The 22768-nt window shown below is 69.4% G+C and carries 25 protein-coding genes and 1 tRNA gene; 11 read left to right on the top strand and 15 right to left on the bottom strand.

Annotation, left to right across the window (positions count from 1 at the left end; translation table 11 throughout):
• From ACM2XV_RS03655 to ACM2XV_RS03640, 4 genes are all read left to right on the top strand, one after another.
• Positions 1-993: 5-methyltetrahydropteroyltriglutamate--homocysteine S-methyltransferase (locus tag ACM2XV_RS03655; RefSeq protein ID WP_487025998.1), on the top strand; the 993-nt coding region annotated here is incomplete at its 5' end.
• A 72-nt stretch (positions 994-1065) separates the two neighbouring features.
• Complete coding sequence (locus ACM2XV_RS03650; protein WP_487025997.1) at positions 1066-1761, top strand: endonuclease/exonuclease/phosphatase family protein; 696 nt, start codon at positions 1066-1068, stop codon at positions 1759-1761.
• 53 nt (positions 1762-1814) lie between these two features.
• On the top strand, positions 1815-2171 hold the full coding sequence (locus ACM2XV_RS03645; RefSeq protein ID WP_487026000.1) for an AI-2E family transporter: 357 nt from the start codon (positions 1815-1817) through the stop codon (positions 2169-2171).
• 29 nt (positions 2172-2200) lie between these two features.
• Positions 2201-2716 carry an AI-2E family transporter gene (locus ACM2XV_RS03640; protein WP_487025996.1) on the top strand — a complete coding sequence of 172 codons (516 nt, stop codon included), beginning with the start codon at positions 2201-2203 and terminating at the stop codon, positions 2714-2716.
• Between the two features lie 19 nt (positions 2717-2735).
• On the opposite strand, the gene ACM2XV_RS03635 is transcribed toward ACM2XV_RS03640, so the two are convergent.
• The 3 genes from ACM2XV_RS03635 to ACM2XV_RS03625 all read right to left on the bottom strand — a co-directional run bounded on the left by ACM2XV_RS03635 (position 2736) and on the right by ACM2XV_RS03625 (position 3866).
• Positions 2736-3326 carry a Dps family protein gene (locus ACM2XV_RS03635; protein WP_487025999.1) on the bottom strand — a complete coding sequence of 197 codons (591 nt, stop codon included), beginning with the start codon at positions 3324-3326 and terminating at the stop codon, positions 2736-2738.
• Positions 3327-3386: 60 nt separating this feature from the next.
• Complete coding sequence (locus ACM2XV_RS03630) at positions 3387-3674, bottom strand: hypothetical protein (protein ID WP_487025995.1); 288 nt, start codon at positions 3672-3674, stop codon at positions 3387-3389.
• A 116-nt stretch (positions 3675-3790) separates the two neighbouring features.
• Positions 3791-3866: transfer RNA gene (locus tag ACM2XV_RS03625), tRNA-Lys, on the bottom strand.
• A 105-nt stretch (positions 3867-3971) separates the two neighbouring features.
• Between ACM2XV_RS03625 and ACM2XV_RS03620 the strand changes: the two genes are divergently transcribed.
• From ACM2XV_RS03620 to ACM2XV_RS03610, 3 genes are read left to right on the top strand one after another with little or no spacing between them, the layout of a single operon-like run.
• Positions 3972-4757 (top strand): DUF72 domain-containing protein, encoded by a 786-nt coding sequence (locus tag ACM2XV_RS03620; protein WP_487025994.1) that lies wholly within the window; start codon positions 3972-3974, stop codon positions 4755-4757.
• Positions 4754-5530 carry an inositol monophosphatase family protein gene (locus ACM2XV_RS03615; RefSeq protein ID WP_487025993.1) on the top strand — a complete coding sequence of 259 codons (777 nt, stop codon included), beginning with the start codon at positions 4754-4756 and terminating at the stop codon, positions 5528-5530. Before ACM2XV_RS03620 ends, ACM2XV_RS03615 begins: the two co-directional genes overlap by 4 nt.
• 46 nt (positions 5531-5576) lie before the next feature.
• Positions 5577-7211, top strand: a complete 1635-nt coding sequence (locus ACM2XV_RS03610; protein WP_487025992.1) for an APC family permease — start codon at positions 5577-5579, stop codon at positions 7209-7211.
• Here the strand turns inward: ACM2XV_RS03610 and ACM2XV_RS03605 are convergent, their stop codons facing one another.
• Genes ACM2XV_RS03605 through ACM2XV_RS03590 form a run of 4 tightly spaced genes read right to left on the bottom strand, consistent with a single transcriptional unit; the run spans position 7212 to position 11300 of the window.
• On the bottom strand, positions 7212-8042 hold the full coding sequence (locus ACM2XV_RS03605; RefSeq protein WP_487025991.1) for an ABC transporter permease: 831 nt from the start codon (positions 8040-8042) through the stop codon (positions 7212-7214). It lies immediately after the preceding gene.
• Positions 8039-8917, bottom strand: a complete 879-nt coding sequence (locus ACM2XV_RS03600; RefSeq protein ID WP_487025990.1) for an ABC transporter permease — start codon at positions 8915-8917, stop codon at positions 8039-8041. The genes ACM2XV_RS03605 and ACM2XV_RS03600 overlap by 4 nt, the downstream gene beginning before the upstream one ends.
• Positions 8914-10167, bottom strand: a complete 1254-nt coding sequence (locus ACM2XV_RS03595) for a polyamine ABC transporter substrate-binding protein (protein WP_487025989.1) — start codon at positions 10165-10167, stop codon at positions 8914-8916. Before ACM2XV_RS03595 ends, ACM2XV_RS03600 begins: the two co-directional genes overlap by 4 nt.
• Positions 10164-11300, bottom strand: a complete 1137-nt coding sequence (locus ACM2XV_RS03590) for an ABC transporter ATP-binding protein (protein ID WP_487025988.1) — start codon at positions 11298-11300, stop codon at positions 10164-10166. The genes ACM2XV_RS03595 and ACM2XV_RS03590 overlap by 4 nt, the downstream gene beginning before the upstream one ends.
• A 90-nt stretch (positions 11301-11390) precedes the next feature.
• On the opposite strand from ACM2XV_RS03590, the gene ACM2XV_RS03585 reads away from it, so the two are divergent.
• Entirely contained in the window at positions 11391-12818 is a 1428-nt protein-coding gene (locus ACM2XV_RS03585; protein WP_487025987.1) for an NAD(P)/FAD-dependent oxidoreductase, read from the top strand.
• A gap of 9 nt (positions 12819-12827) precedes the next feature.
• On the opposite strand, the gene panD is transcribed toward ACM2XV_RS03585, so the two are convergent.
• Together panD and ACM2XV_RS03575 are read right to left on the bottom strand one after the other, a co-directional pair.
• Complete coding sequence (panD, locus tag ACM2XV_RS03580) at positions 12828-13241, bottom strand: aspartate 1-decarboxylase (RefSeq protein WP_487025986.1); 414 nt, start codon at positions 13239-13241, stop codon at positions 12828-12830.
• Positions 13242-13252: 11 nt separating this feature from the next.
• Entirely contained in the window at positions 13253-14173 is a 921-nt protein-coding gene (locus ACM2XV_RS03575) for an LLM class F420-dependent oxidoreductase (RefSeq protein WP_344773372.1), read from the bottom strand.
• A 55-nt stretch (positions 14174-14228) separates the two neighbouring features.
• On the opposite strand from ACM2XV_RS03575, the gene ACM2XV_RS03570 reads away from it, so the two are divergent.
• The gene (locus ACM2XV_RS03570; protein WP_344773370.1) at positions 14229-14846 is read left to right on the top strand and encodes an antibiotic biosynthesis monooxygenase; all 618 of its coding nucleotides are present in this window, start codon (positions 14229-14231) and stop codon (positions 14844-14846) included.
• Here ACM2XV_RS03570 and ACM2XV_RS03565 read toward each other — a convergent pair.
• Together ACM2XV_RS03565 and ACM2XV_RS03560 are read right to left on the bottom strand one after the other, a co-directional pair.
• Positions 14798-15337, bottom strand: a complete 540-nt coding sequence (locus ACM2XV_RS03565) for a cysteine hydrolase family protein (RefSeq protein ID WP_344773368.1) — start codon at positions 15335-15337, stop codon at positions 14798-14800. The two genes, ACM2XV_RS03570 and ACM2XV_RS03565, sit on opposite strands and share 49 nt — an antisense overlap.
• Complete coding sequence (locus ACM2XV_RS03560; RefSeq protein WP_487025985.1) at positions 15337-16755, bottom strand: purine-cytosine permease family protein; 1419 nt, start codon at positions 16753-16755, stop codon at positions 15337-15339. Before ACM2XV_RS03560 ends, ACM2XV_RS03565 begins: the two co-directional genes overlap by 1 nt.
• Positions 16756-16774: 19 nt before the next feature.
• Between ACM2XV_RS03560 and ACM2XV_RS03555 the strand changes: the two genes are divergently transcribed.
• Positions 16775-17263: an FBP domain-containing protein gene (locus ACM2XV_RS03555; protein WP_487025984.1), complete on the top strand. Its 489-nt coding sequence runs from the start codon at positions 16775-16777 to the stop codon at positions 17261-17263.
• 6 nt (positions 17264-17269) lie between these two features.
• Here ACM2XV_RS03555 and aceB read toward each other — a convergent pair whose 3' ends face one another.
• Both aceB and aceA read right to left on the bottom strand, forming a co-directional pair.
• Entirely contained in the window at positions 17270-18904 is a 1635-nt protein-coding gene (gene aceB, locus ACM2XV_RS03550; protein ID WP_487025983.1) for a malate synthase A, read from the bottom strand.
• A gap of 25 nt (positions 18905-18929) precedes the next feature.
• The gene (aceA, locus tag ACM2XV_RS03545) at positions 18930-20261 is read right to left on the bottom strand and encodes an isocitrate lyase (RefSeq protein ID WP_487025982.1); all 1332 of its coding nucleotides are present in this window, start codon (positions 20259-20261) and stop codon (positions 18930-18932) included.
• A 135-nt stretch (positions 20262-20396) separates the two neighbouring features.
• On the opposite strand from aceA, the gene ACM2XV_RS03540 reads away from it, so the two are divergent.
• Positions 20397-21872, top strand: a complete 1476-nt coding sequence (locus ACM2XV_RS03540) for a helix-turn-helix domain-containing protein (protein WP_487025981.1) — start codon at positions 20397-20399, stop codon at positions 21870-21872.
• Here ACM2XV_RS03540 and ACM2XV_RS03535 read toward each other — a convergent pair.
• Entirely contained in the window at positions 21859-22197 is a 339-nt protein-coding gene (locus tag ACM2XV_RS03535; protein WP_344773358.1) for a DUF7882 family protein, read from the bottom strand. The genes ACM2XV_RS03540 and ACM2XV_RS03535 overlap by 14 nt on opposite strands.
• A 45-nt stretch (positions 22198-22242) precedes the next feature.
• Positions 22243-22768, bottom strand: a 526-nt coding sequence (locus tag ACM2XV_RS03530; protein WP_487025980.1) for an alpha/beta fold hydrolase, incomplete at its 5' end; no start/stop codon positions are given.

Raw genomic sequence — 22768 nt, 5'->3', positions numbered from 1 at the left:
GCCGCCATCGTCGACGTGATCGCGAAGCAGGCGGACGCCGGGTTGAAGCTCGCGACCGACGGCGAGTTCCGCCGGGGCTCCTGGCAGTACGACTTCTTCGCCGGCCTCGACGGCGTCACGGTCACGGGGGCGGAAGGCGGCGTCGAGCTCGGCGGCGTGCGCACGACGAACCGGCAGCTCTTCGTCGACGGCCGCCTCGGCTTCCCGAGCGAACACCCCATGCTCGAGCACTTCCGCTTCCTGCGCGACCACGCCCCCGCGGGCGTGACGCCCAAGATGACGATCCCCTCCCCCGCCGTGCTGCACTTCCGGCTCGACCGCGAGGGGCTCGCCGGCGGCGCCTATGTCGATCACGACGAGCTGTTCGACGACCTTGCGCGCACCTACCGCGACGCGGTGCGCGCGTTCTATGACGCGGGATGCCGGTACCTGCAGTTCGACGACACGACGTGGACCTACCTCTGCTCGCGCGCGGAGCGCGAGAAGGCCGCGGCCAGAGGCATCCGCATCGACGGTCTCGCCGAGCGCTACGCGGCCCTCATCAACGACGCGCTCGCCGGCCGGCCGAAGGACCTCGTCGTGACGACGCACGTGTGCGGCGGCAACTTCCGCTCGGCGTGGATCTCGACCGGCGACTACGAGCCGGTGGCCGAGCAGCTGCTCGCGGGCACGGACTACGACGGCTATTTCCTCGAGTACGACAGCGAGCGCGCGGGGGGCTTCGAGCCGCTGCGGCACGTGCCTGCGGCGTCGGGGGGTCGTCCGAAGCAGGTGGTGCTCGGCCTGCTCACCTCCAAAGACGGCGCGCTCGAGAACCCCGAGGTCGTCAAGGCGCGCATCGACGAGGCGGCGCGGCACGTGCCGCTCGATCAACTCGCCCTCAGCACGCAGTGCGGCTTCGCGTCGACGCAGGACGGGCACGCGCTCACCGAGGCGCAGCAGTGGGCGAAGGTGCGCGAGGTCGTCCGGGTCGCCGCCGACGTGTGGCGTTAACACTCGGTGACATACGGGGCGTGCCCGGCGCAATCCCGGGCGGCTGACGGCTGGGCCACGTAATCTGGCGGCGTGCGAGTGATCAGCTACAACCTCCGTGAGAACCACGCAGCGGGCGAACTGGTGCCTCTCGTCGAGAGCCACGACCCCGACGTGCTGTGCCTGCAGGAATGCGGCAGCACGGGGCTGCCCGAGCGCATCGGCGACCTGAAGCTGGCCGGCGCGACGCTGCGCAACCGCCTGGGACTCGCGCTCTATTACCGCGAGCACCGCTTCACGATGGTCGCGACCGAGAACTTCGCGCTGAAGAAGTCGCTGCACGATCACCTGCTGGCGCCGGCCGACGAGCGGGTGGTCGGAACCCGCCTCGAAGACACCGAAGAGGACCGCGAGGTCGTCATCGCCTCGTTCCACGCCTCGCCGCTGACGGCCGTGAACTCGCTGCGACGCGCTCAGATCGACGCCGCTCACACGAAGCTGCGCGAGCTCGGCCCCGGGCTGCCGGCGCTCATGGTCGGCGACTTCAACTACCCCTGGTTCCACAAGAACCTGCGCGCCCGCATGGTGCAGTCGGGGTACGAGCTCTCACGCAGCGACGAGACCACCTACGCCCGCTACAAGTACTTCCGCGGGCACTTCGACTTCGCCACCTCGACGGGGCTCGAGATCAGCGGCGTGAAGACGCTGCCGGCCGGCATCTCCGACCACAAGCCGATCCTCGTCTCTGCCACGTACCGCAGCGAAGACCAGGACCGGCTCACCGCCTGACGGGCCATCGACATGCCGCCCCCGCCCTCATACTCTGAGCGCGGGAGGTGACGATGCCGCAGCAGCCCGGCCCGCGCACGCTCTGGGCGAACCTCAGCAACCCGTTCGCCGTGGGGTTCACGCTCACGCTCGGCGGACTCGCCGCGCTCGTGCTCGGGCTTGCGATCTCGAGCCTGTCGCAGATCCTCGCCTATATCGCGATCGCGCTGTTCGCCGCACTCGGGCTCGACCCCGTCGTGCGCAGACTCGAGCGCACGGGCCTGGCGCGCGCGTGGGGAATCGTCATCGTCTTCGCGGGCTTCGCGGTGCTGCTCGCAGCGGCCCTGTGGCTGATCGTTCCCGCGACGCTCTCGCAAGAGAACGCCTTCCTCCATGATCTTCCCGCCAGGGTCGGCGACTTCCGCCGCTGAGCCTCTACTTTCTGGCATCCCTGCCGGCCATGAAGTCGGCGTTCACGCGCCTGATACCCGCGCGCACCCGCGCGACCGCCTCCGGCATGGTCGCGCAGATCGCGGATGCGATCGGCAGCTATCTCGGCGGCATGGTCGTGCTGGCGTTCTTCAACGCGGTGATCGTGTTCCTGCTGTTCCTGATCCTGCGGCTGCCGTTTCCCGTGCTGATGGCGGTCGTCGCGTTCGGCGTCACCCTGGTGCCCCTCGTCGGGTCCGTCATCTTCTGGGTGCTCGGAACGGCGGTCGGGCTCTTCGGCGGCCCCGTGCAGGCGGTGGTGTTCGCGGCCGTCTACCTCGTATATATGCAGGTCGAGGCATACGTGCTCACGCCGCGCGTGATGAGCCGCGCCGTCGCGGTTCCCGGCGCCCTCGTCGTGATCGGAGCGCTGGTCGGCGGCACCCTGCTCGGCATCCTGGGCGCGCTCGTCGCCATCCCGGTCACGGCGTCGGTGCTGCTCATCGTGAAGCAGCTCGTGATCCCGCGCCAGGATGCGAAGGTCTAGCGGATGCCGCCGACGGCGGCTACACCGACGGGGTGCGATTCTCGGCGCTGACCATCCAGGCGTACTGCTCGAGGGTCGAGATGATCTCGTGCAGGATGTCGGCCGTCGTCGGGTCCTCTTCGTCGACCTCGTCGTGCACGTCGCGCATCGTGCCCACCACGGCCTCGAGTCGCACGGTGATCAGATCGACGGTGTCGCTCGTCGCCACCTCGCCGTTGGGGTACGGGGGCAGCGAGGTGGTCTCGCTGACGAACGCGCTGCGCCCGTCGACCGCCGCGTGCAGCGCGCGCAGGCGCTCGGCGACGACATCGCTGAACTCGCGAGCGGACTCGGTGATCTCGTCGAGCTGCAGGTGCAGGTCGCGGAAGTTCTTGCCGACGACGTTCCAGTGCGCCTGCTTCGCCTGCAGCGACAGCTCGATCAGGTCGACCAGCACCCGCTGCAGGTCGCCGGTCAGCCGCTCCGACGCGACGAAGCCGTTCTCCGCGTTCTCCTTCTTCGAGCGCGCGGCCCCCTCGCGCGGGGTCGGCTTCTTGGCCGCCGTCGCCTTGGTGGTGCTCCTCGTGCTCGCGGTCGCCCGTGCCTTCTCTCCTGCCCCTCCTCGACTGATACGTGTCAGCAGAACCGTTCCCTGATCCGCCGTGCGCGACACTCCCCCGGCGCGCGCGGCTCAGCAGGCCAGGTCGATGCCGCCCCACTCGACCGCGGGCTCCCGCCCGTCGCCCTCCGCCGGCGTGCCGGGCGCCGTGTGGTGCTCGAGAGCGACCGGCACCGCGGCGGTCACGAGCGCGTCCACCTCGCCCTCGCCGCGCAGCGGCACCGTGACGACGTCCGCGCCCTTCCGGGCCGCCTTCACGATCTCCTCTTCGAGCTTCCCGACGCTCACTCCGTCGCGGAGCTCGAAGCTCAGCTCGCCGAGCCTCAGCGTCACGTTCTCCTTAGCGTTCTCTTCGCTCATGCCTGCCGAGTACCCGACGGCTCGCGGCGAGAACCCGAACCGCCGGCGGGTTGACAATGCCGGGGAGCACGAGGCAGGAATGAGAAAAGGCCCGGAGCCGAAGCCCCGGGCCTTCCTGGTGCGCCCCCAGGGACTTGAACCCTGAACCCACTGATTAAGAGTCAGTTGCTCTGCCGATTGAGCTAGAGGCGCATTGTGTCTCGACACTGTGTGTGTGTCTGAACACTGTGTGGCCCGCGAAAAGCGGGAACCGCACGAGTGACAACCTTAGCAAACGAGAAAGGCGGTCCCAAAATCGTGGCCACTCTGCGCGATCGCGAGACCGGCGGCCGGCTGTTCATCGGCACCTCGGGCTGGCGCTACAAGGCCTGGCGCGGCGACTTCTACCCGAAAGGCCTCGCGCAGCGCCGCGAGCTCGAGTACCTGTCTCGGCAGTTCGGCTCGGTCGAGCTCAACGGCTCGTTCTACTCGCTGCAGAAGCCCGAGTCCTACGACCGCTGGCGCGACGAGACGCCCCACGGCTTCCGCTTCGCGGTCAAGGGCGGCCGCTACATCACCCACATGGTCGGCCCCGACAAGCTGCAGGCCGGGCTCGACCGCTTCTTCGAGTCGGGCGTCACCCGCCTTGCCGACCGGCTCGGGCCGATCCTGTGGCAGTTTCCGAGCCGCCGCCGCTTCGAGCCCGAGCACCTCGAGACCTTCTGCGCCGCACTCCCCCGCACGCACGGCGGCACACGGCTGCAGCATGCGCTCGAGCCCCGGCACGAGAGCTTCCGCGACCCGCGGTGCGCCGAGATCCTGCGCAAGCACCGGGTCGCGCTGGTCGCGTCCGACGGCGCGGGGCAGTGGCCGATATTCACGGATGCCACGGCCGGCCTCGTCTACGTGAGACTCCACGGGCCCCGCGAGCTCTATCACGGCGGCTACTCCCCGGCAGAGCTCGAGCACTGGGCATCCGTCATTCGCGAACTCGCGACCACGGGGCGGGCGAGCCCGCGCGATGCCTACGTCTACTTCGACAACGACGCCGACGGCCGCGCGCCCTTCGACGCCCTCGCGCTCGCCGATACGCTGGCAGGGTGACCGCCGACCTCGATTTCGCACACCGCCTGGCCGACGCGGCCGACGCCATCTCGACCGCCCGCTTCCGCGCCAACGACCTGCGGGTGGCGACCAAGGCCGACCGCACCCACGTGACGGATGCCGATCAGGCGGTCGAGCGCGCGATCCGCGAGCTCATCACGGCCGAGCGCCCGGGCGACGCGATCTTCGGCGAGGAGTACGGGGTCGAGGGCGAGTCGAACCGGCAGTGGATCATCGACCCCATCGACGGCACCGCCAACTACCTGCGCGGCGTGCCGGTGTGGGGCACGCTCATCGCGCTCGCCGTCGACGGCGAGGTCGTCGCGGGCGTCGCGAGCATGCCCGCACTGCGCCAGCGCTGGTGGGCGGCGAAGGGCGAGGGGGCGTGGAAGCGCACCGGCCGTCACAGCGGGCCCGAGCAGCTGCACGTCTCTGCGACGCGTGCGCTCGACGAGGCATCCATCAGCTTTCAATCGATCGCCCAGTGGGACGAGGCGGGGTACCTCGAGAAGCTGATCGAGCTGACGCGCGCCGTGTGGCGCGACCGCGCCTACGGCGACCTGTGGTCGTACACGCTGCTCGCCGAAGGGCTCATCGACGCGGTCGGCGAGTTCGGGGTGAAGGCCTACGACCTCGCACCGCTCTCACTGATCGTGGAAGAGGCCGGCGGCCGGTTCACCTCGGTCACGGGCGAGCCCGGGCCGTGGCACGGCTCGTCGCTCGCGAGCAACGGCCTGCTGCACGACGAGCTGCTGCGCCGAATCGCGCTCTGACCTGCACCCGCGCATTCCGAGCGGGCGGCCCGGGTACCGCGACCGCATGGAGAACCCCACCGCGGTGCAGGAATCCACCCGCACGGAAGACAGCCACCTCAAGCAGCGCCTCGGCTACTGGTCGCTCGTCGCCACCGGCATCGGCAGCGTCATCGGCTCGGGCTGGCTGTTCTCGGCGATGTATGCCGCACAGACCGCCGGTCCGGCATCCCTCATCGCCTGGGTGATCGGCGGCGCCGTGATGCTCGCCGTCGCCCTGGTGTTCGCCGAGCTGGGCATGGTGCACCCCGAGTCGGGCGGCCTCGTGCGCTACCCGCTGTACTCCAACGGCCGCTTCGCCGCCAGCATCGTCGGCTGGAGCATGTGGGTCACCTACGTCGCGAACCCGCCGACGGAAGCGGCGGGCGTCGTGCAGTACGCCAGCTCCTACATCCCCGGCCTGTTCCGGCACAGCCAGCTCACGTTCCTCGGCATCGTGATCGCGGTCGCCCTCATGGCCGTGTTCGTCGTCATCAACTACTTCGGCGTGCAGTTCTTCGCGCGCAGCAACAACATCGTGACGGCCGTTAAGATCTTCATCCCGCTGCTGACGATCGCGATGCTGATCGCGAGCGGCTTCACCGGCAACGGCGGCGCGGGCGGCCCGAGCAACTTCGACCGAGGCGGCGGCTTCGCCCCCTACGGCATCGGCGCCGCTCTCGGCACGATCGCCACGGCGGGCATGGTCTTCGCCTACACCGGCTTCCGCAACATCGTCGAGCTCTCGGGCGAGGTGAAGAACCCGCGCCGGAACATCCCCGCCTCGCTCGTCACCACGATCCTCGCCGCGATCGTGCTCTACCTGCTGCTGCAGACCGCGTTCATCTTCGGCGTGCCGCAGCACCTGCTCGGCCACGGCTGGAGCGGCATCGACTTCGACTCGCCGTTCGCACAGCTGGCCATGCTGCTCGGAATGACGTGGCTCTACTGGATCCTCATCGCCGACTCGATGATCTCGCCCTCCGGCGCCGCGATCGTGTTCACCGCGTCGAACGCGCGCAACGTGTTCGGGCTGTCGAAGAACCGCTTCTTCCCCGGCTGGCTGTCGAAGGTGCACGAGGGCTCAGGGGTGCCGCGCCGCGCTCTCCTCCTGAACTTCGTCGTCGGCATCCTGTTCCTGCTGCCGCTGCCCAGCTGGCACCAGATCATCGGCGTCACCGGCACCCTGATCGCGTTCACGTTCTCGATCGGCTCGGTCTCGCTCGTCGCCTTCCGGCGCGCGAAGATCGCAGACGCGGCCGACCGCCTGCCCGGAATGACCGTCATCGCCCCGTTCGCGTTCATCGTGAGCGCGCTCGTCATCTACTGGGTGCCGTGGTCCGAGCTGCTGCTCACGATGCCGATCGTCGGCGTCGGCGTGATCTGGTACGCGGTCGCCTATGTGATCCAGAAGCACGGCGTGGGCGAGGTCGTCGGCGGCCTGTGGCTCGTCGTGTACCTCATCGTCGTCTACGCGATGTCGTATATCGGCGACTACGGTGGCCTCGGGCTGATCCCCGCGCCGTGGGACTCCGTCGTCCTCGCGGTGCTCGCCGCGGGCCTCTACCTGTGGGGAACGCAGTCGGGCGCGCGCTACATGCAGGGCAAGCCCGAGCTCGTCGAAGAGCTGCGCGAGCACCAGCTGAGCCGCCTGCAGCGGTGATCAGAGCTTGGTGCGCCGGTTGAGGGCCCCGTTGAGCACGGCGAGCAGCAGGCCCACCGTGAAGATGATCGTGCCCATGCAGAGCACCTGCGGCGGCAGCCCCGTCTTCACGCCGTAGACGAAGAGCGGGAAGGTCGTCGCCGAGCCCGCGACGAACGACGTGATCACGTAGTCGTCGATCGACATCGCGAGCGCGAGCATGAAGGATGCCACGATGCCCGGCATCATCAGCGGCAGGGTCACCCGGAAGAACGCCGACACGGGCGGCGCGCCGAGGTCCGCGGCCGCCTGCTCGAGCGCCGTGCCCATGCCCGATAGGCGCGCGCGCAACGTCACCACGACGTAGGCGATGTTGAAGGTGACGTGCACGAGCAGGATCGTCGTGACCCCCGTGTTCAGGCCGATCGACAGGAAGAACGACAGGGCCGCGGCGCCCACGACGATCGAGGGCGCGGCGATGTCGACGAAGAGGATGCCGGTCAGCACGCGCCGGCCCCAGAAGCGGTGCCGCTCGAGCGCGAGCGCGAGCGGCGTGCCGATCACGACCGAGATCGCGCCCGACGCGATCGCGATGACGATCGACAGCACGAAGGCCTGCCACAGCCCCGACAGGTCGGCGAGGTGGGCGTAGTAGTCGAGCGTGAAGCCGTGCCAGACGTAGGTGATGCGGTGGTTCGGGGCGACGTTGAAGCTGTAGACCACCATGACCGCGATCGGCACGAGCGTGATCGCGATGACGAGCCAGTAGATGATGGGCAGCACCGGCCGGCGGCGCGCGCGCGGCTGCCGCAGCCCGAGCTCGCCCGGGATCGTGCGGTCGAGCGTCGTCATACGAGGTCCTCGATGTTGTCGGTGCCGAACACGCGGGCATACGCGAACAAGATGATGCCGAGCGCGATCATCATCACGGTCGACAGAGCGGCCGCGACGTTGTACTCCTGCTGCGTGAGGAACACGTTCTGGATCGCCTGGCCCAGCGTGTAGGTGCTCTGGCCGCCGAGCAGCGACGAGTTGACGGGGTCGCCGACCGTGTCGATGAAGACGAGCAGGATGCCGGCGAAGATGCCGGACCGCGACAGGGGCAGCGTCGTCTTGAAGAACACGGCGCGCTGGTTGCCGTAGAGGTCCGAAGCCGCCTCGAACAGACGGGGGTCGATGCGCTCGAGGGCCACATAGATGGGCAGCACCATGAAAGCGAGGTCGTTGTAGGCCATGCCGCCGATGACGGCCCCGGGGGTGCCGAGCACGTGGAAGTCGGCGCCGATCAGGTGCAGATTGCGCAGGAACGACAGCACCGGCCCCTGACCGCCGAGCAGGAACACCCACATGTTGGTGCGGATGATGAACGACACGAAGAACGACAGCATCACGAGCAGCAGCAGCGGATTCTTCCACCTGGCGCTCACGCGGAAGGCGAGGAAGTACGCCACCGGGTACGCGACGACGATCGTGATGAAGGTCGCGGTCGCCCCGAACAGCAGCGAGCGGCCGAGGAACAGCAGGTAGTTGACGCTCGACCCCGAGAAGATCTCGCCGTAGACGCCCCAGTTCCAGGTCAGCTGGTAGCCCTGGTCGGGGTTGCCCGTCATCAGCGAGACGAGCAGCTGGCTGATCAGCGGGATCAGGAACAGCACGATCAGCCAGAGCGAGCCCACCCCGCCGAGCAGGTACGGCGTGGCGTAGCGCGAGAAGCGCCGGTTCGTCATGACTGCACGATCGGGTTGAACACGTCCTGCCACTTCTCGTAGTCGGCGCGGTCCTTGAACACGTAGTACTCGTGCGACTTGGCGAGCACCGCGTCTGACGGGAACACCAGGGGGCTGTTCGCGACGTCGGGGTCCTTGAGCGTGGTGAGGATGTACTCCTTCGCCTCCGGCACGGGGCAGACGTAGTTGACGTAGTCCTCGACCGTGCCGGCCACCGACGGCTGGTAGTAGTAGTCCATCCAGGTCAGGGCGTCGACGGGGTGCTCGGCCGTGATCGGGATGCACATGTTGTCGTGCCACATGATCTGGCCCTCGCTCGGCGTCACGAACTTGATCTCCTCGTGGCCGCCGGCCTGCACCTGGTAGATGTCACCCGACCAGGCCTGGCTGATCCAGATGTCGCCGTTCTGCAGGGCGTCGGTGTAGCCCTGGTCGTAGAACTTGGCGATGTTCGGCTTGAGCCGCTCGAGCCAGTCCTTCGCCTTGCCCCAGTCGTCCTGGGTGGCGTTGGCGGGGTCGGCTCCGACCGCGAGCAGAGCGGCGTTGCCGAGCTCGGTCGTGTCCGAGAACATGCCGATCTTGCCCTTGAACTTGGGGTCGATCAGGTCCTTGAAGCTCGTGATGGGGCCGCCGGTGAGCTTCGAGTTGTAGGCGAGGCCGGTGAAGCCGGTCTGCCACACCATCGTGTGCGCCGCACCGGGGTCGTACGTCGGCGAGAGCACGGAGCGGTCGGCGTACTTCTTGAAATTGGGGATCTTGGTCTGGTCGAGCTGCACGAGCCAGCCGTTGCTGAGCAGCTCGGTGAGCTCCCACCCGTTCGTGATGACGATGAGGTCGTAGCCGATCGACTGATCGCCCTTCAGCAGCGGCGAGATCTTCGAATAGAACGAGTCGTTCGCCTGGATGACCTCTTTGTAGTTGACCTTGATGCCGGTCTTCGCCGTGAAGTCGGTGAGCGACTGGCTCTTCCCGCTGTCGTCCTGGTCGATGTAGAGGGGCCAGTTCGCGAAGTTCAGCGTGCCGGTCTTCTTGTGGTCTGCCCAGTACTTCGTCCAGTCGGTGGTGGCGCCCGAGGACGTCGAGGCCTTCTGCGTGCCCTGGATGCCGCAGGCCGCGAGCAGCGACGCGACGGCCGCGGCCCCCGCGGTGGCGCCCGCGCCGCGCAGCACGGCGCGACGGCTGAGCCGGGACTCGGTCAGGCCGCGCAGCAGTGCGGGGGTGACGGCGGGGTCGAACGAGCCGCGGGTCATGCGGCCACCTCCTTGGATTCGGGTTCGGCTTCGGGCGCCGGGCTGGGGTCGGTGGGGGGAAGGAAGAAGCTCTGCGAGGCATCCCACGACACCTCGACCTCGTCGCCGGGCCGGATCGTCGTCTCGCCGCCCGCGTTCTGCTTGTAGGCCTGCAGCAGGGTGCCCCAGGCGGTGACGAGCCGCGCCTCGGTGCTCGCGCCGAGGAAGGTCACCTCGGTGACGGTCGCCGTGGTGCGGTTCGGGCCGGACGGCCGGGTTCCGAGCGGGTCGATACGGATCTTCTCGGGGCGGATGCCCACGCGCCAGCCCGCGCCGGAGGGAGTTCCGCCCGCGTCGGCGACGACGGCGCCCCCGTTGGGGAGCCGAGCGCCCGAGGCATCCGCCTCGACCGGGATGACGTTGCAGGTGCCCAGGAACTCCGCGACGAACTGCGTCGCGGGTCGGTCATAGACGCGCTGCGGGCTGCCGAGGTCCTCGACGTGGCCGGCGTTCATGACGGCGAGGCGGTCGGCCATCGACATGGCCTCGGACTGGTCGTGCGTGACGTAGAGGAAGGTGATGCCGACCTCGCGCTGGATGCGCTTCAGCTCGAGCTGCATGCTCTTGCGGATCTTGGCGTCGAGGGCGCCCATCGGCTCGTCGAGCAGCAGCACCTTGGGGTGGTTGACGAGCGCGCGGGCGAGGGCGACGCGCTGCTGCTGGCCGCCCGAGAGCTGCGAGGGCCGGCGCGAGCCGAAACCCGAGAGCCCGACGAGGTCGAGGTACTCGTGTGCGCGCTTCTCGGCCTCGGCCTTCGCCACCGCCTTGCGGCGCAGGCCGAAGGTGACGTTGTCGATGACGGAGAGGTGCGGGAAGAGGGCGTAGCTCTGGAAGACCGTGTTCACGTCGCGCTTGTGCGGCGGCAGGCTCGTGACGTCTTTGCCGGCGAGCCTGATGCGGCCGGTGGTCGGCAACTCGAAGCCGCCCACCATGCGCAGGGTCGTGGTCTTGCCGCAGCCCGAGGGGCCGAGCAGGGCGAAGAACTCGCCTGCCGCGAGCTCGAGATCGATGCGCTCGACGGCGACCGCGTCGCCGAAGCGGCGACTCACGCCGTCGAGGGAGATGGCGGCCTGGGGGGCGTCGGGTGTCGTCATGGTGACGGCATCCTAATCATGCGTTTGTTACGGTTCCAATACATCGAGCTGAGCTTGACAACGAAATCGTGACAAATAGGGTCGGGTGGCATGCGGAATCCATTGTTCGGCCGGGGCAATGACATCGTCTTCGAACGTCAGGCCCCAGAGCCGACGGTGATCTCGCACGCACTCGAGAACACGGAGCACCGGGTGTTCTGGCTCGACGACGCGGGTGATGGCACAGCGTACCCGACGCTGACTGCGTGGCTGTCGGCCGACCTCGCGGTCGTGGGCGGCGGCTACCTCGGCCTGTGGTCGGCCATCAAGGCGAAGCAGCGCAACCCTGCGGCGCGCGTCGTTCTGCTCGAGGGGCAGACCGTCGGCTGGGCCGCCTCCGGCCGCAACGGCGGGTTCTGCGAGCCGAGCCTCACGCACGGCGAGGTGAACGGCGAGAACCGCTGGCCGAAAGAGCTCGACGCACTCACCCGTCTCGGGTTCGAGAACCTCGACGCGATCGAGCGCTCGGTCGCCGAGCTCGGCCTCGACTGCGAGTGGGAGCGCACCGGCTCGATCGACGTCGCGGTCGAAGAGCACCAGCTCGCGTGGCTGGAGCCGGCGGTCGAGGGATTCCTCGACCGGGCAGCCGTGCGCGCGGAAGTCGACTCGCCCACCTACCTCGGCGGCCGCCTGCACAGGGACACCGCGCTCGTGCACCCCGCGAAGCTCGCGAAGGAACTCGCCCGAGCCGCGGCAGCGCTCGGAGTCGAGGTGTTCGAGAACTCCCACGTCGATGCGCTGCAGGACGAGAACGGGTCGATCGTGCTGACCACCGCTCGCGCCGGGGTGCGAGCCGGCCAGGTGGTGCTCGCGACCAACGCCTTCCCCGCGCTGCTCAAGCGCTACCGCCTCTACACCGTGCCGGTGTACGACTACGTGCTCATGACCGAGCCGCTGACGGCCCAGCAGCTCGCCTCGATCGGCTGGCGGGGGCGGCAGGGCATGGCGGATCTCGCGAACCAGTTCCACTACTACCGGCTGACCGCCGACGACCGCATCCTGTTCGGCGGCTACGACGCGGTGTATCACTTCGGTCGCGAGGTGCGCGCGTCCTATGAGGAGCGCGACGAGTCCTTCCGCACCCTCGCCTCGCACTTCTTCACGACGTTCCCGCAGCTCGAGGGTCTGCGGTTCTCGCACCGCTGGGCGGGGGCGATCGACACGTCGAGCCAGTTCTGCGCGTTCTTCGGCCTCGATCTCGGCGGCCGGGTCGCGACGGCGGCCGGCTTCACCGGCCTCGGCGTCGGCGCGACCCACTTCGCCGCCGAGGTGCTGCTCGACCGGCTCGCCGGGCTCGAGACCGAGCGCACCGAGCTCGAGATGGTGCGGCGCAAGCCGTTGCCGTTCCCGCCCGAGCCGTTCGCGGCAGCCGGCATCGCGGCGACCCGCTGGGCCATGGACCGCGCCGACCACCACGAGGGGCGCCGCAACCTGCTGCTCAAGACCCTCGACGCGGTGGGACTCGGGTTCGACAGCTGACGGCGCCGCTCAGCGCTGCGCGAAAGGCGGCGCGAGCACGCCCTCGCCGAGCGCCGCCGCGGGGTCGTCCCCCACGGCGATGATGCGATTGTCGGCGTCGACGTGCACGATGCGCGGCTCGAAGGCCAGCGCCTCCTCCGTCGTCATCTGGCCGTAGGCGATGAGAATGACGACGTCGCCGGGGTGCACGAGGTGCGCGGCCGCCCCGTTGATGCCGACGACTCCGCTGCCCCGCTGCCCCGAGATCGTGTAGGTCTCGAGCCGCGCGCCGTTCGTGACGTCGACCACCGAGACCTGCTCGCCCGGCAGGATTCCTGCTGCGTCGAGCAGGTCTGCGTCCACGGTGATCGACCCGACGTAGTGGAGGTCCGCATGCGTGACCGTCGCGCGATGGATCTTGGCCGTCAGCATCGTTCTCAACACGACGGTCAAGGCTACGCGAAGTGCGGCATGACCTCCGCGGCGACGAGGTCGAGCTGGTCGAGCTCTGCGATGTCCCACAGCTGCAGGTAGACGCGGCTGATGCCGAACTCGCTGAGTCGGCCGATCGCGTCGACGAGCTGCTGCGGGCTGCCGTACCAGCCGGATTCGGCGAGTTCCTGAGGGTCGCGGCCGATGCGCTGCGCGAGGGCGGATGCCTCGGCTTCAGTCTGCCCGACAGCGAGGGTGCGCGCGACCGAGTACACGAGCGACTCGGGGTCGCGGCCCGCCGCCTCGGCCGTGGCGCGCACCCGCTCGACGTTGGTCTTGAGCGCGGCATCCGCCGTGAAGTTGGTGTTGTACTCGCTCGCGTACCTGACGGCGAGCTCGGGCGTGCGCTTGGCGCCGCTGCCGCCGATGATGATCGGCACGGGGCTCTGCACCGGCTTCGGCAGGGCCGGCGAATCGACGATCGTGTAGTGCTCGCCCGAGAACGAGTAGCTCTCGCCGACGGGGGTGTTCCACAAGCCCGTGATCACCTCGAGCTGCTCGGCGAACGGCCCGAACTTCTTCGCGGGGAACGGCACGCCGTAGGCCTCGTGCTCGCGCTGGAACCAGCCCGCGCCGAGACCGAGCTCGACGCGGCCGCCGGACATCTCGTCGACCTGCGCCACCTGCACCGCGAGCAGCCCCGGGTGGCGGAACGTCGCCGAGGTCACGAGCGTGCCGAGGCGGATCTTCGAGGTCTCGCGGGCGAGCGCGCCGAGGGTGACCCACGAGTCGGTCGGGCCGGGAAGACCGTCGCCCGCCATCGCGAGGAAGTGGTCGCTGCGGAAGAGCGCGTCATAGCCGAGCGCCTCGGCCTTCTGCGCCACGTTGAGCTGGGTTTCGTAGGAGGCGCCCTGCTGGGGCTCGATGAAGATCCGGAAGTCCACGTTCAGAGCCTATGCGCGACCCGATCTCGAAACATAGGCCGCCTAGCCTCGAAGCATGTCTCCACAAGAGCGCACCGCAAGCCCTGACGACCTACCCATCACCGTCAGCATCACCCGCCTCGTCAAGCCCGAGAACATCCCAGAGGCGACGCGCTGGGTGCAGGCCGGCGTCAACCTCGCCAACCGCTACGACGGCTTCCTCGGCTCGGGCTGGGTGCGCGGCACCGCCGACGGCGAGGACTGGCACATGCTCTACCGTTTCGCCGACCGCGCGCGTCTCGACGCGTGGGAGAACTCGGCCGAGCGCGCCGAGTGGCTCGAGCGGGGCCGCGACCTCGTCGTGCACCAGCGCACCGAGCGCCGCACCGGCATCGAGGGGTGGTTCGACGCACCTCATGCCGGCGAAGCGCAGACTCCCCCGCCGTGGAAGCAGACGATCGCCATCTGGTGCGGCTTCTTCCCGGTGAACACGGCCTTCACCTACGTGATCTCGTGGCTGTGGCCGAGCTTCGGGCTGCTGCCGATCTGGCTGCGCTGCCTGATCTCGACGGCGATCCTCTGCCCGATCATGGTGCCGTTCGTGCTGCCGCTGGTCACCGGCTGGCTGAAGCCATGGCTGACCGCTCAGCCGAGAAGGCCGTCCACGGTCGCGAGCTCGATCAGAGGCGCGTAGAGCGCCATCGCGTCGAGCGCACGCTGGTGGTCTGCGGCGGACGCCCCCGCGCAGGCATCCGTCGGCACGATCACGTGCACGCCGTCGTCGGCCGCGGGCAGCGCGGTCGAGATGACACAGCAATCGGTCGAGACGCCCGTGAGCACGATCTCGCTCGCGCCGTGCAGCGCGGCCTTGAGCTCGAGGCCCCATTTCCCGAATGTCTCGCACGTGACGACCGGATGCCTGCCCGGCGCGATCTCGGGCGTGAAGGCGTAGAGCGGGTCTTCGCGCGGCACCAGCGCGAAGGGCCACTGCTCGAAGTAGTCGACCCAGGCGCCGCGCGGCTGCGCCGGTGCGACGTAGCGCGTGAAGACCACGCGCTCGCCGAACGCGGGCATGAGGCGACGGATGCCCGCACTCGCGGTCGCGTAGTCGGGTGACGCCCACGGCGAGCCCTGCGCGAAGACGTTCTGCATGTCGACGACGACGAGCCAGGCATCCGCTCGCATCAGCGTCCCTCCTGCGTGGCGACCCGGCGCGGATTCGCGATGGTGCCCACGAACCCGATCACCAGAGCGGCGAGCACGCCGAGGTTGGCGCCGCCCCAGTTCGCCTTCGCGCCGCCGAGCAGGTAGCCCATCCAGGGGAAGGTGACGACGAGGCCCCAGCCGACCGCGGTGCCGACGACGACGAACCCGATCGCGACCCAGTTCACGCGCCCGTAGCGGCCGCGGGGCTCGTAGAGCTCGTCCTGGGCGTAGTCGCGGCGGCGCAGCAGGATGTCCGCGAGCATCACGCCCGCCCACGCGGCGATCGGCACCCCGAGGGTGATCAGGAAGTTCTGGAACGGGCCGCTGAAGTCCTGGGCGAAGAAGACGATGTAGATCGCGCCGAGCGTCATGATCACGCCGTCGACGAGGGCGGCGGCGTAGCGGGGCATCCGCGCACCCACGGCCAGAAGTGCGAGACCCGAGGAGTAGATGTCGAGCGCGGCGCCGCCGATCAGGCCGAGCGCGGCCACGATGAGGAACGGGATCAGGAACCACGTCGGCGCGATCGTCGCGAGGCCGCCGACCGAGTAGGCGCCGACCGCCTCGTTGAGCTTGGGCGACGAGCCCGCCAGCAGCACGCCGAAGACGAGCAGCACGACGGGCGCGAGCGCACCGCCGAAGGTGGTCCAGAACACGATGCCGGGGCCGGATGCCTTCCGCGGCAGGTACCGCGAGTAGTCGGCGGCCGCGTTCACCCAGCCGAGGCCGAAGCCCGTCATCATGAACACGAAGCCGCCGATGACGGCCGCGGCCGAGCCGGCAGGCAGGGCGGCGACCGCGCCGAAGTCGATGTGCGGCAGTACGAGCACGAAGTAGACGACCGTGAGCACGCCGGTGATGACCGTGATCCAGACCTGCAGGCGCATGATCAGGTCGAAGCCGTAGACGCCGGCGGCGACGACGAGCAGCACGACGACGATCAGAGCGACGACCTGGGTGCCCGTGCCGCCACCCCACCCGAGCAGCTTGAACACCTCACTGGTCGAGAACACCGCGGTCGCGACGAGGATGGTCTCCCACCCCACGGTGAGCACCCACGACAGCACGGCCGACAGGCGGTTGCCGTCGACGCCGAACGCGGCGCGCGAGAGCACCATCGTCGGCGCAGAGCCGCGCTTGCCCGCGAGTGAGATGAAGCCGCAGAACAGGAAGGAGACGACGATGCCGATGATGCCGACGACGGTCGCCTGCCAGAACGAGACGCCGAAGCCGAGCAGGAAGGCGCCGTAGCTGAGCCCCAGCACGGACACGTTGGCCCCGAACCACGGCCAGAACAGCGTCGCCGGGCGGCCCTTGCGCTCGGACTCGGGAATCGGGTTGAGCGCGTTGAGCTCGACGCCCAGGCCCGACGGTGCGGCGTCGGTGGAATTGGTCATGTGGTTAAGCTGGCACACCATGAGGCCTCTGACCGAGGAAGACATCCGCGGCGCGTTCGTGAACGCGACAGAAGACCAGCTCGAGCGGCTGCCCATGCCGGGGCTGCACGAGACCATCTGGGAGGACAGGGAGTTCCTCGGCTGGCGCGACGGGCAGGCCGCGCAGCTCGGCTACCTCGTGCACTGGGATGACGCCGAAGAGCGGCCGGTCGGCATCGTGGTGCGCGCCGCGAGCGGGTCGATGCGCGCCGGCATCGCCGCCATGTGCTCGTTCTGCCACTCGCCGCAGCCGGCGACACAGGTGCGGCTGTTCTCGACGCCGCGCGCGGGCGAGGCCGGCCGCAACGGCAACACCCTCGGCACGTACATCTGCGAGGACCTGGCCTGCTCGCTGCTCATCCGCCGCCAGCCGCCGCACCTGAACCCGCCGCAGCTGATCGCCCGGCGTGGGGCCGAGCTGCTGCAGCGGGTCAGGAGCTTCACGGGCAACGTGATGAAGACCGCGTAGCCGCGACTACGCCGCGACCGGCACCGACGCCGTGCGGGCGTCCCCCGCGAGGTAGTCGGCGTATGCGCCGGTCGTGAGGAACAGCGGGAACTCGCTGCCCAGGGTGACGTCGGCGAACACGCGCGCCGCGTCCGCGTAGCGGTCGCCGTCGAAGGCGGGCAGCTCCGCGAGCACGTCGTCGAGCACGCTCTCGACGAGCTCGGCCGTCACGGGCGTTCCCTCGGCGGTGACGACGCCCTGCCGGATCCACTGCCACAGCTGCGAGCGGCTGATCTCGGCCGTCGCCGCATCCTCCATGAGGTTGTCGATCGCGGCCGCGCCGTTTCCGCGCAGCCAGCTCTCGATGTAGCGCAGCCCGACCGACACGTTGGTGCGCACCCCCTGGTCGGTGACCGTCGCCCCGGGAATCCGCAGATCGATCAATTGGGATGCCTCGACGTGCACGTCCTCGCGCAGGCGGCCGAGCTGGTTCGGCCTCTCCCCCAGCACCCGGTCGAACTGGGCGCGCGCCACCGGCACGAGGTCGGGGTGGGCGACCCACGAGCCGTCGAAGCCGTCGTCGGCCTCGCGCCCCTTGTCCGCCGAGACCTGCTCGAAGGCCCGCGCGTTCGCCTCGGGGTCCTTCCGGCTCGGAATGAAGGCGCTCATTCCCCCGATCGCGAAGGCGCCCCGCTTGTGGCAGGTCGCGACGAGCAGCTCGGTGTAGGCCCGCATGAACGGCACCGTCATCGTCACCTGCGCGCGGTCGGGCAGCACGAAGGCCGGCCCGCGGTCGCGGAAGTTCTTGATGACGCTGAAGATGTAGTCCCAGCGACCTGCATTGAGGCCCGCGCAGTGGTCGCGCAGCTCGTAGAGGATCTCCTCCAGCTCGAACGCCGCCGTGATCGTCTCGATCAGCACCGTCGCGCGGATCGTGCCGTGCTTGAGGCCGAGCGCATTCTCTGTGAAGGTGAACACGTCGTCCCACAGCCGCGCCTCGAAGCGGTTCTCGATCTTCGGCAGGTAGAGGTAGGGCCCCGTGCCGCGGGCGATCAGCTCGCGCGCGTTGTGGAACACGTAGAGGCCGAAGTCGACGAGCGACGCGGATGCCGGCGCGGCGGCGCCCGGGCGATCGACGAACCTGAGGTGGTTCTCTTTGAGGTGCCACCCGCGCGGGCGGAACACGATCGTCGGGGTCGTCTCGCCGAGCCGGTATTCCTTGCCCTCCGGCGTCGTGAAGTCGATCTGGCGGCGGATCGCGTCGAACAGGTTCGTCTGCACGGCGATGACGTTGGGCCAGGTGGGCGACGACGCGTCCTCGGCGTCGGCGAGCCACACCTTGGCGCCCGAGTTCAGCGCGTTGACCGTCATCTTGCGATCGGATGCTGGCCCGGTGATCTCGACGCGGCGGTCCTCCAGGCCGGGGCCCGCACCCGCGACGCGCCAGTCGGGGTCCTCGCGGACCCGGCGCGTCTCCGGCGGGAACTCGGGGTCGATGCCGCGGCCGATGTCGTCGACGCGGATGCGGCGTTCGCGGATCCGCTCGGAGCGGCGGCCCGCGAACACCTTGTGCAGCTGGGTGAGGAAGGCGAGCGCCTCCGGCGTCAGGATCTCGCCCTGTCGCTCGGCCTGCTCGCCGGTGAATTCGAGGTGGCTGGTCATGATCTTCTCCGTTCGATGACGGGGCTCAGTGGAACTGCTCGGACTCGGTGGAGCCCACGAGAGCGAGCGTCGAGGCGGTCGGGTTGAGCGCCGTCGCGATGCGGTCGAAGTAGCCGGTGCCCACTTCGGCCTGGTGCTTGGTGGCGGTGTAGCCGTTCTTCTCGGCCGCGAACTCCGCTTCCTGCAGCTCGACGTATGCCGACATCTGCCGGTCCCTGTAGCCCAGCGCGAGATCGAACATCGAGTGGTTGAGCGCGTGGAACCCGGCGAGGGTGATGAACTGGAACGCGTAGCCCATCGCCGACAGCTCGCGCTGGAACGCCGCGATCTGGTCGTCGCTGAGATGTGCGCGCCAGTTGAAGCTCGGCGAGCAGTTGTACGCCAGCTTCTGGTCGGGGTAGATGTCGTGGATCGCCTCGGCGAAGGTGCGCGCGAGCTCGAGGTCGGGCTTGCTCGACTCGACCCACAGCAGGTCGGCGTACGGCGCGTAGGCGAGGCCGCGGCCGATGACGGGGCGGATGCCGTTCTCGACCTCGTAGAAGCCCTCTGCCGTGCGGGCGCCTGTGAGGAACTCGCGGTCCCGCTCGTCGACGTCGCTCGTCAAGAGAGTCGCCGCGAGCGCATCCGTGCGCGCGATGATGACCGACGGCACGCCGGCCACGTCGGCCGCCAGTCGCGCGGCGTTGAGCGTGCGGATGTGCTGCGAGGTCGGCACGAGCACCTTGCCGCCCATGTGGCCGCATTTCTTCTCGCTCGCGAGCTGGTCCTCCCAGTGGACGCCCGCGGCGCCCGCCTGGATCATCGCCTGCATGAGCTCGTAGGCGTTCAGCGGGCCGCCGAAGCCGGCCTCGGCGTCGGCGACGATCGGCACCGTCCACTCGCGGCTCGCCTCACCTGTCTCGCTGAACTCGATCTGCGCCGAGCGCAGCAGCGCGTTGTTGATGCGGCGTACGACTGCGGGCACCGAGTTGGCCGGGTAGAGGCTCTGGTCGGGGTAGGTCTGGCCGGCGAGGTTGGCGTCGGCGGCGACCTGCCACCCGGAGAGGTAGATGGCGTCGAGGCCGGCCTTCACCTGCTGCACCGCCTGGTTCCCGGTGAGGGCGCCGAGCGCCGCCACCCAGTACGACGGGTCCTCGCCGCTCTTCTCGATGAGCTGCCAGAGGCGCTGAGCCCCGCGCAGGGCGAGGGTGCTCTCCTCGCGGACGGGGCCGCGCAGCGCGATGACATCGTCGGCGGTGTAGTCGCGGGTGACGTTGGACCAGCGCGGGTCGGTCGCCCACTCGGCCTCAAGGTCGATCGCGGTCTGGGTCTGGTCGCCGGGGCGGATTCCGCTCGTCCCGAGCTCAGAGTTGAACATGTCGTCTCCTTCGACGTGGGTGTGCTGCCTGAGACGAGCATCACCCGCGAGAAAACGGCCGTGAAGGCATCCGAATGCAGAAATTTCGCGTTTTTTCTGCGCAATAGAAGCTCCGCGGATGCCTCGCCCGCGCTCATGATGAGAGGCATGGACACGCTCACCATCGGTCGACGCATCCGCCAGCTCCGCGGCGAGCGCGGGCTCACGCTCGAATCGCTCGCTGCGGCCATCGACCGCGCCCCGAGTCAGCTCTCGGTCATCGAGAACGGCAAGCGCGAGCTCAAGCTCGGCGAGGTGAACCGGTTGGCAGAGGCGCTGGGGGTCGAGGTCGACGCCCTGCTGTCGAGCGAGCCGCCCTCGAAGCGCGCCGGGCTCGAGATCGCGCTGGAGCGCGCGCAGCGCGGGCCGTTGTTCGCCTCACTGGGGCTCGCGCCGTTGCCGCTGCGCAAGACGCTCTCTGACGAGGCGATCGAGACGATCCTCGCGCTGCACGGTGAGCTCGAGCGGCTGCACACGGAGCGCGCGGCGACCCCGGAGGAGGCCCGGCGCGCCAACACCGAGCTCCGGCTCGAGCAGCGTGCGCGCAACAACTACTACTCCGACCTCGAGCGGGCGGCGCGCGAGCTGCTGGCGGCCATCGGGCACCGCGGCGGCCCGCTGTCGCAGCGCGCGACGGGCGAGCTGGCCGCGCATCTCGGCTTCACCCTGCACTACGTGCACGACCTGCCGTCGTCGACGCGCAGCGTGACCGACCGCGAGAACGGCCGCATCTATCTGCCGATCAAGCAGTCGGGCACCGACCCGCGCACCGCGCTGCTGCAGGCCCTCGCGGCGCATGTGCTCGGCCGCCCGGAGCCGCACGACTACGGCGAGCTGCTGCGGCAGCGCGTCGAGACGAACTACCTGGCCGGCGCGCTGCTCATTCCCGAGAGCAGCGCGGTCGAGTTCCTCGATGCGGCGAAGAAGGCGCGCGAGCTGTCGGTCGAGGACCTGCGAGACGCCTTCGCGGTCTCCTACGAGACCGCGGCGCACCGCTTCACGAACCTCGCGACCAGGCACCTCGGCATTCCGGTGCACTTCCTCAAGGTGCACTCCTCCGGCGCGATCTCGAAGGCATACGAGAACGACGACGTGCTGTTCCCGACCGACGCGCTCGGGTCGGTCGAGGGCCAGCAGGTGTGCCGCTTCTGGAGTGCCCGGCAGGTCTTCGAGCGCGACGATCGCCTGTCGCCGTACCACCAGTACACCGACAAGCCCGTCGGCTCGTACTGGTGCACCTCGAAGATCGAGTCGGCGGCGAATGGGGACTTCTCGGTCTCGGTCGGCACGAAGTTCGCGTACGCGAAGTGGTTCCGTGGCCGCGACACCCCGGTGCGGCTCAGCTCGGGCTGCCCCGACCCGGACTGCTGCCGCACGCCGGATGCCCGGCTCGCCGCGCGCTGGAAGGAGAACGCCTGGCCGAGCGCCCGCCTCAACTCGTCGCTGCTCGCCGCCATGCCGACGGGCACCTTCACCGGCGTCGACCGCGTCGCGGTGTACGAGTTCCTGGACAGGCACGCGCCGGAAGGCGCCGAGGCCGCGGTCGGTGACGGGGCTGCTACGGGCCGCTGACGCCGCCGGCGGCCTTGAGGTAGTCGGCGGCCTCGTGCTCGCTCATGACGACCATGCCGCGCACCCCGTGCGAGGAGCGCGTCAGCGCATCGATCCAGACGCGGTTGAGCTCGGGCGGCTTGCTGCCCGAGAAGCGGAACTCGAGCGGAATCGCGGGCGAGACCCAGAGGCTGATGCGGCCGGAGCCGCGCTCGGGTGGCACCGTCACGTTGATCAAGAACGACTCCTGCAGCCGCAGCTTCGCGACGATCGCGATCTTGAGGTGGGCGAGGGCGCGGTCCTCGACTTCGTACTCCGCGCCGCTTCCGTAAACCAGGTACCCCACGTGGCCAGCATCCCACGGATCCCCGCCGGCGGTGTGAAGAGCTGGTTACAGGCCGTGTTCGACGAGCCAGTCGATCGCGAGCGGCAGGGCGCGCAGCGCAGAGACGTGGCCGTCTTCCGCAAGCCACCACGAGGTGGCATCGGGCAGAGTGCGCAGCAGGCGCGTCGCATGGCCTGCCGGGATGACGCGGTCCTGCTCGCCTTGCACGATCAGAACGTGGGCGCTGAGCCGTGCGAGGTCGGCGCCCCGGTCGAAGACGTACGCGCAGTCGTCGTCGATCTCGCCGCCGTCGGCCTGCGCTGCCCCGGCCTGCGCGTCAGCGCCGAGCTCGGCCCAGTCGGCCCCGAGCGCCGCCCAGTCGGCGTCGGTGAACACGCCGGGGTCGAACTCCGCGGTCTCGGCGAAGCGCGCCCGCGCCGAAAGCCCCTCTGTCGCCGCGCGGAGCGCGCGCGGGTCGGCCATGCCGGCGAACCAGTCCGGGTCGTTCGCGCGGTAGGGCGCGACCGAGGCGAAGGTCGCGACGCCCGCCGCCCGCTCCCCCGTGAGTGCCGCGAGCGCCAGCGCGTGCGGG

This window comes from Gryllotalpicola sp. CP2-P1, assembly GCF_057512245.1.
Note: the sequence above shows the minus strand (reverse complement) of the source record. Positions and strands in the feature narration are given on the sequence as shown.

Coding starts and splice junctions, on each gene's coding strand:
- ACM2XV_RS03645 (WP_487026000.1), top strand. CDS start 1,815: ATGCCGCAGCAGCCCGGCCCGCGCACGCTCTGGGCGAACCTCAGCAAC.
- ACM2XV_RS03640 (WP_487025996.1), top strand. CDS start 2,201: ATGAAGTCGGCGTTCACGCGCCTGATACCCGCGCGCACCCGCGCGACC.
- ACM2XV_RS03630 (WP_487025995.1), bottom strand. CDS start 3,674: ATGAGCGAAGAGAACGCTAAGGAGAACGTGACGCTGAGGCTCGGCGAG.
- ACM2XV_RS03610 (WP_487025992.1), top strand. CDS start 5,577: ATGGAGAACCCCACCGCGGTGCAGGAATCCACCCGCACGGAAGACAGC.
- ACM2XV_RS03605 (WP_487025991.1), bottom strand. CDS start 8,042: ATGACGACGCTCGACCGCACGATCCCGGGCGAGCTCGGGCTGCGGCAG.
- ACM2XV_RS03600 (WP_487025990.1), bottom strand. CDS start 8,917: ATGACGAACCGGCGCTTCTCGCGCTACGCCACGCCGTACCTGCTCGGC.
- ACM2XV_RS03595 (WP_487025989.1), bottom strand. CDS start 10,167: ATGACCCGCGGCTCGTTCGACCCCGCCGTCACCCCCGCACTGCTGCGC.
- ACM2XV_RS03590 (WP_487025988.1), bottom strand. CDS start 11,300: ATGACGACACCCGACGCCCCCCAGGCCGCCATCTCCCTCGACGGCGTG.
- ACM2XV_RS03585 (WP_487025987.1), top strand. CDS start 11,391: ATGCGGAATCCATTGTTCGGCCGGGGCAATGACATCGTCTTCGAACGT.
- ACM2XV_RS03570 (WP_344773370.1), top strand. CDS start 14,229: ATGTCTCCACAAGAGCGCACCGCAAGCCCTGACGACCTACCCATCACC.
- ACM2XV_RS03565 (WP_344773368.1), bottom strand. CDS start 15,337: ATGCGAGCGGATGCCTGGCTCGTCGTCGTCGACATGCAGAACGTCTTC.
- ACM2XV_RS03560 (WP_487025985.1), bottom strand. CDS start 16,755: ATGACCAATTCCACCGACGCCGCACCGTCGGGCCTGGGCGTCGAGCTC.
- ACM2XV_RS03555 (WP_487025984.1), top strand. CDS start 16,775: ATGAGGCCTCTGACCGAGGAAGACATCCGCGGCGCGTTCGTGAACGCG.
- aceB (WP_487025983.1), bottom strand. CDS start 18,904: ATGACCAGCCACCTCGAATTCACCGGCGAGCAGGCCGAGCGACAGGGC.
- aceA (WP_487025982.1), bottom strand. CDS start 20,261: ATGTTCAACTCTGAGCTCGGGACGAGCGGAATCCGCCCCGGCGACCAG.
- ACM2XV_RS03540 (WP_487025981.1), top strand. CDS start 20,397: ATGATGAGAGGCATGGACACGCTCACCATCGGTCGACGCATCCGCCAG.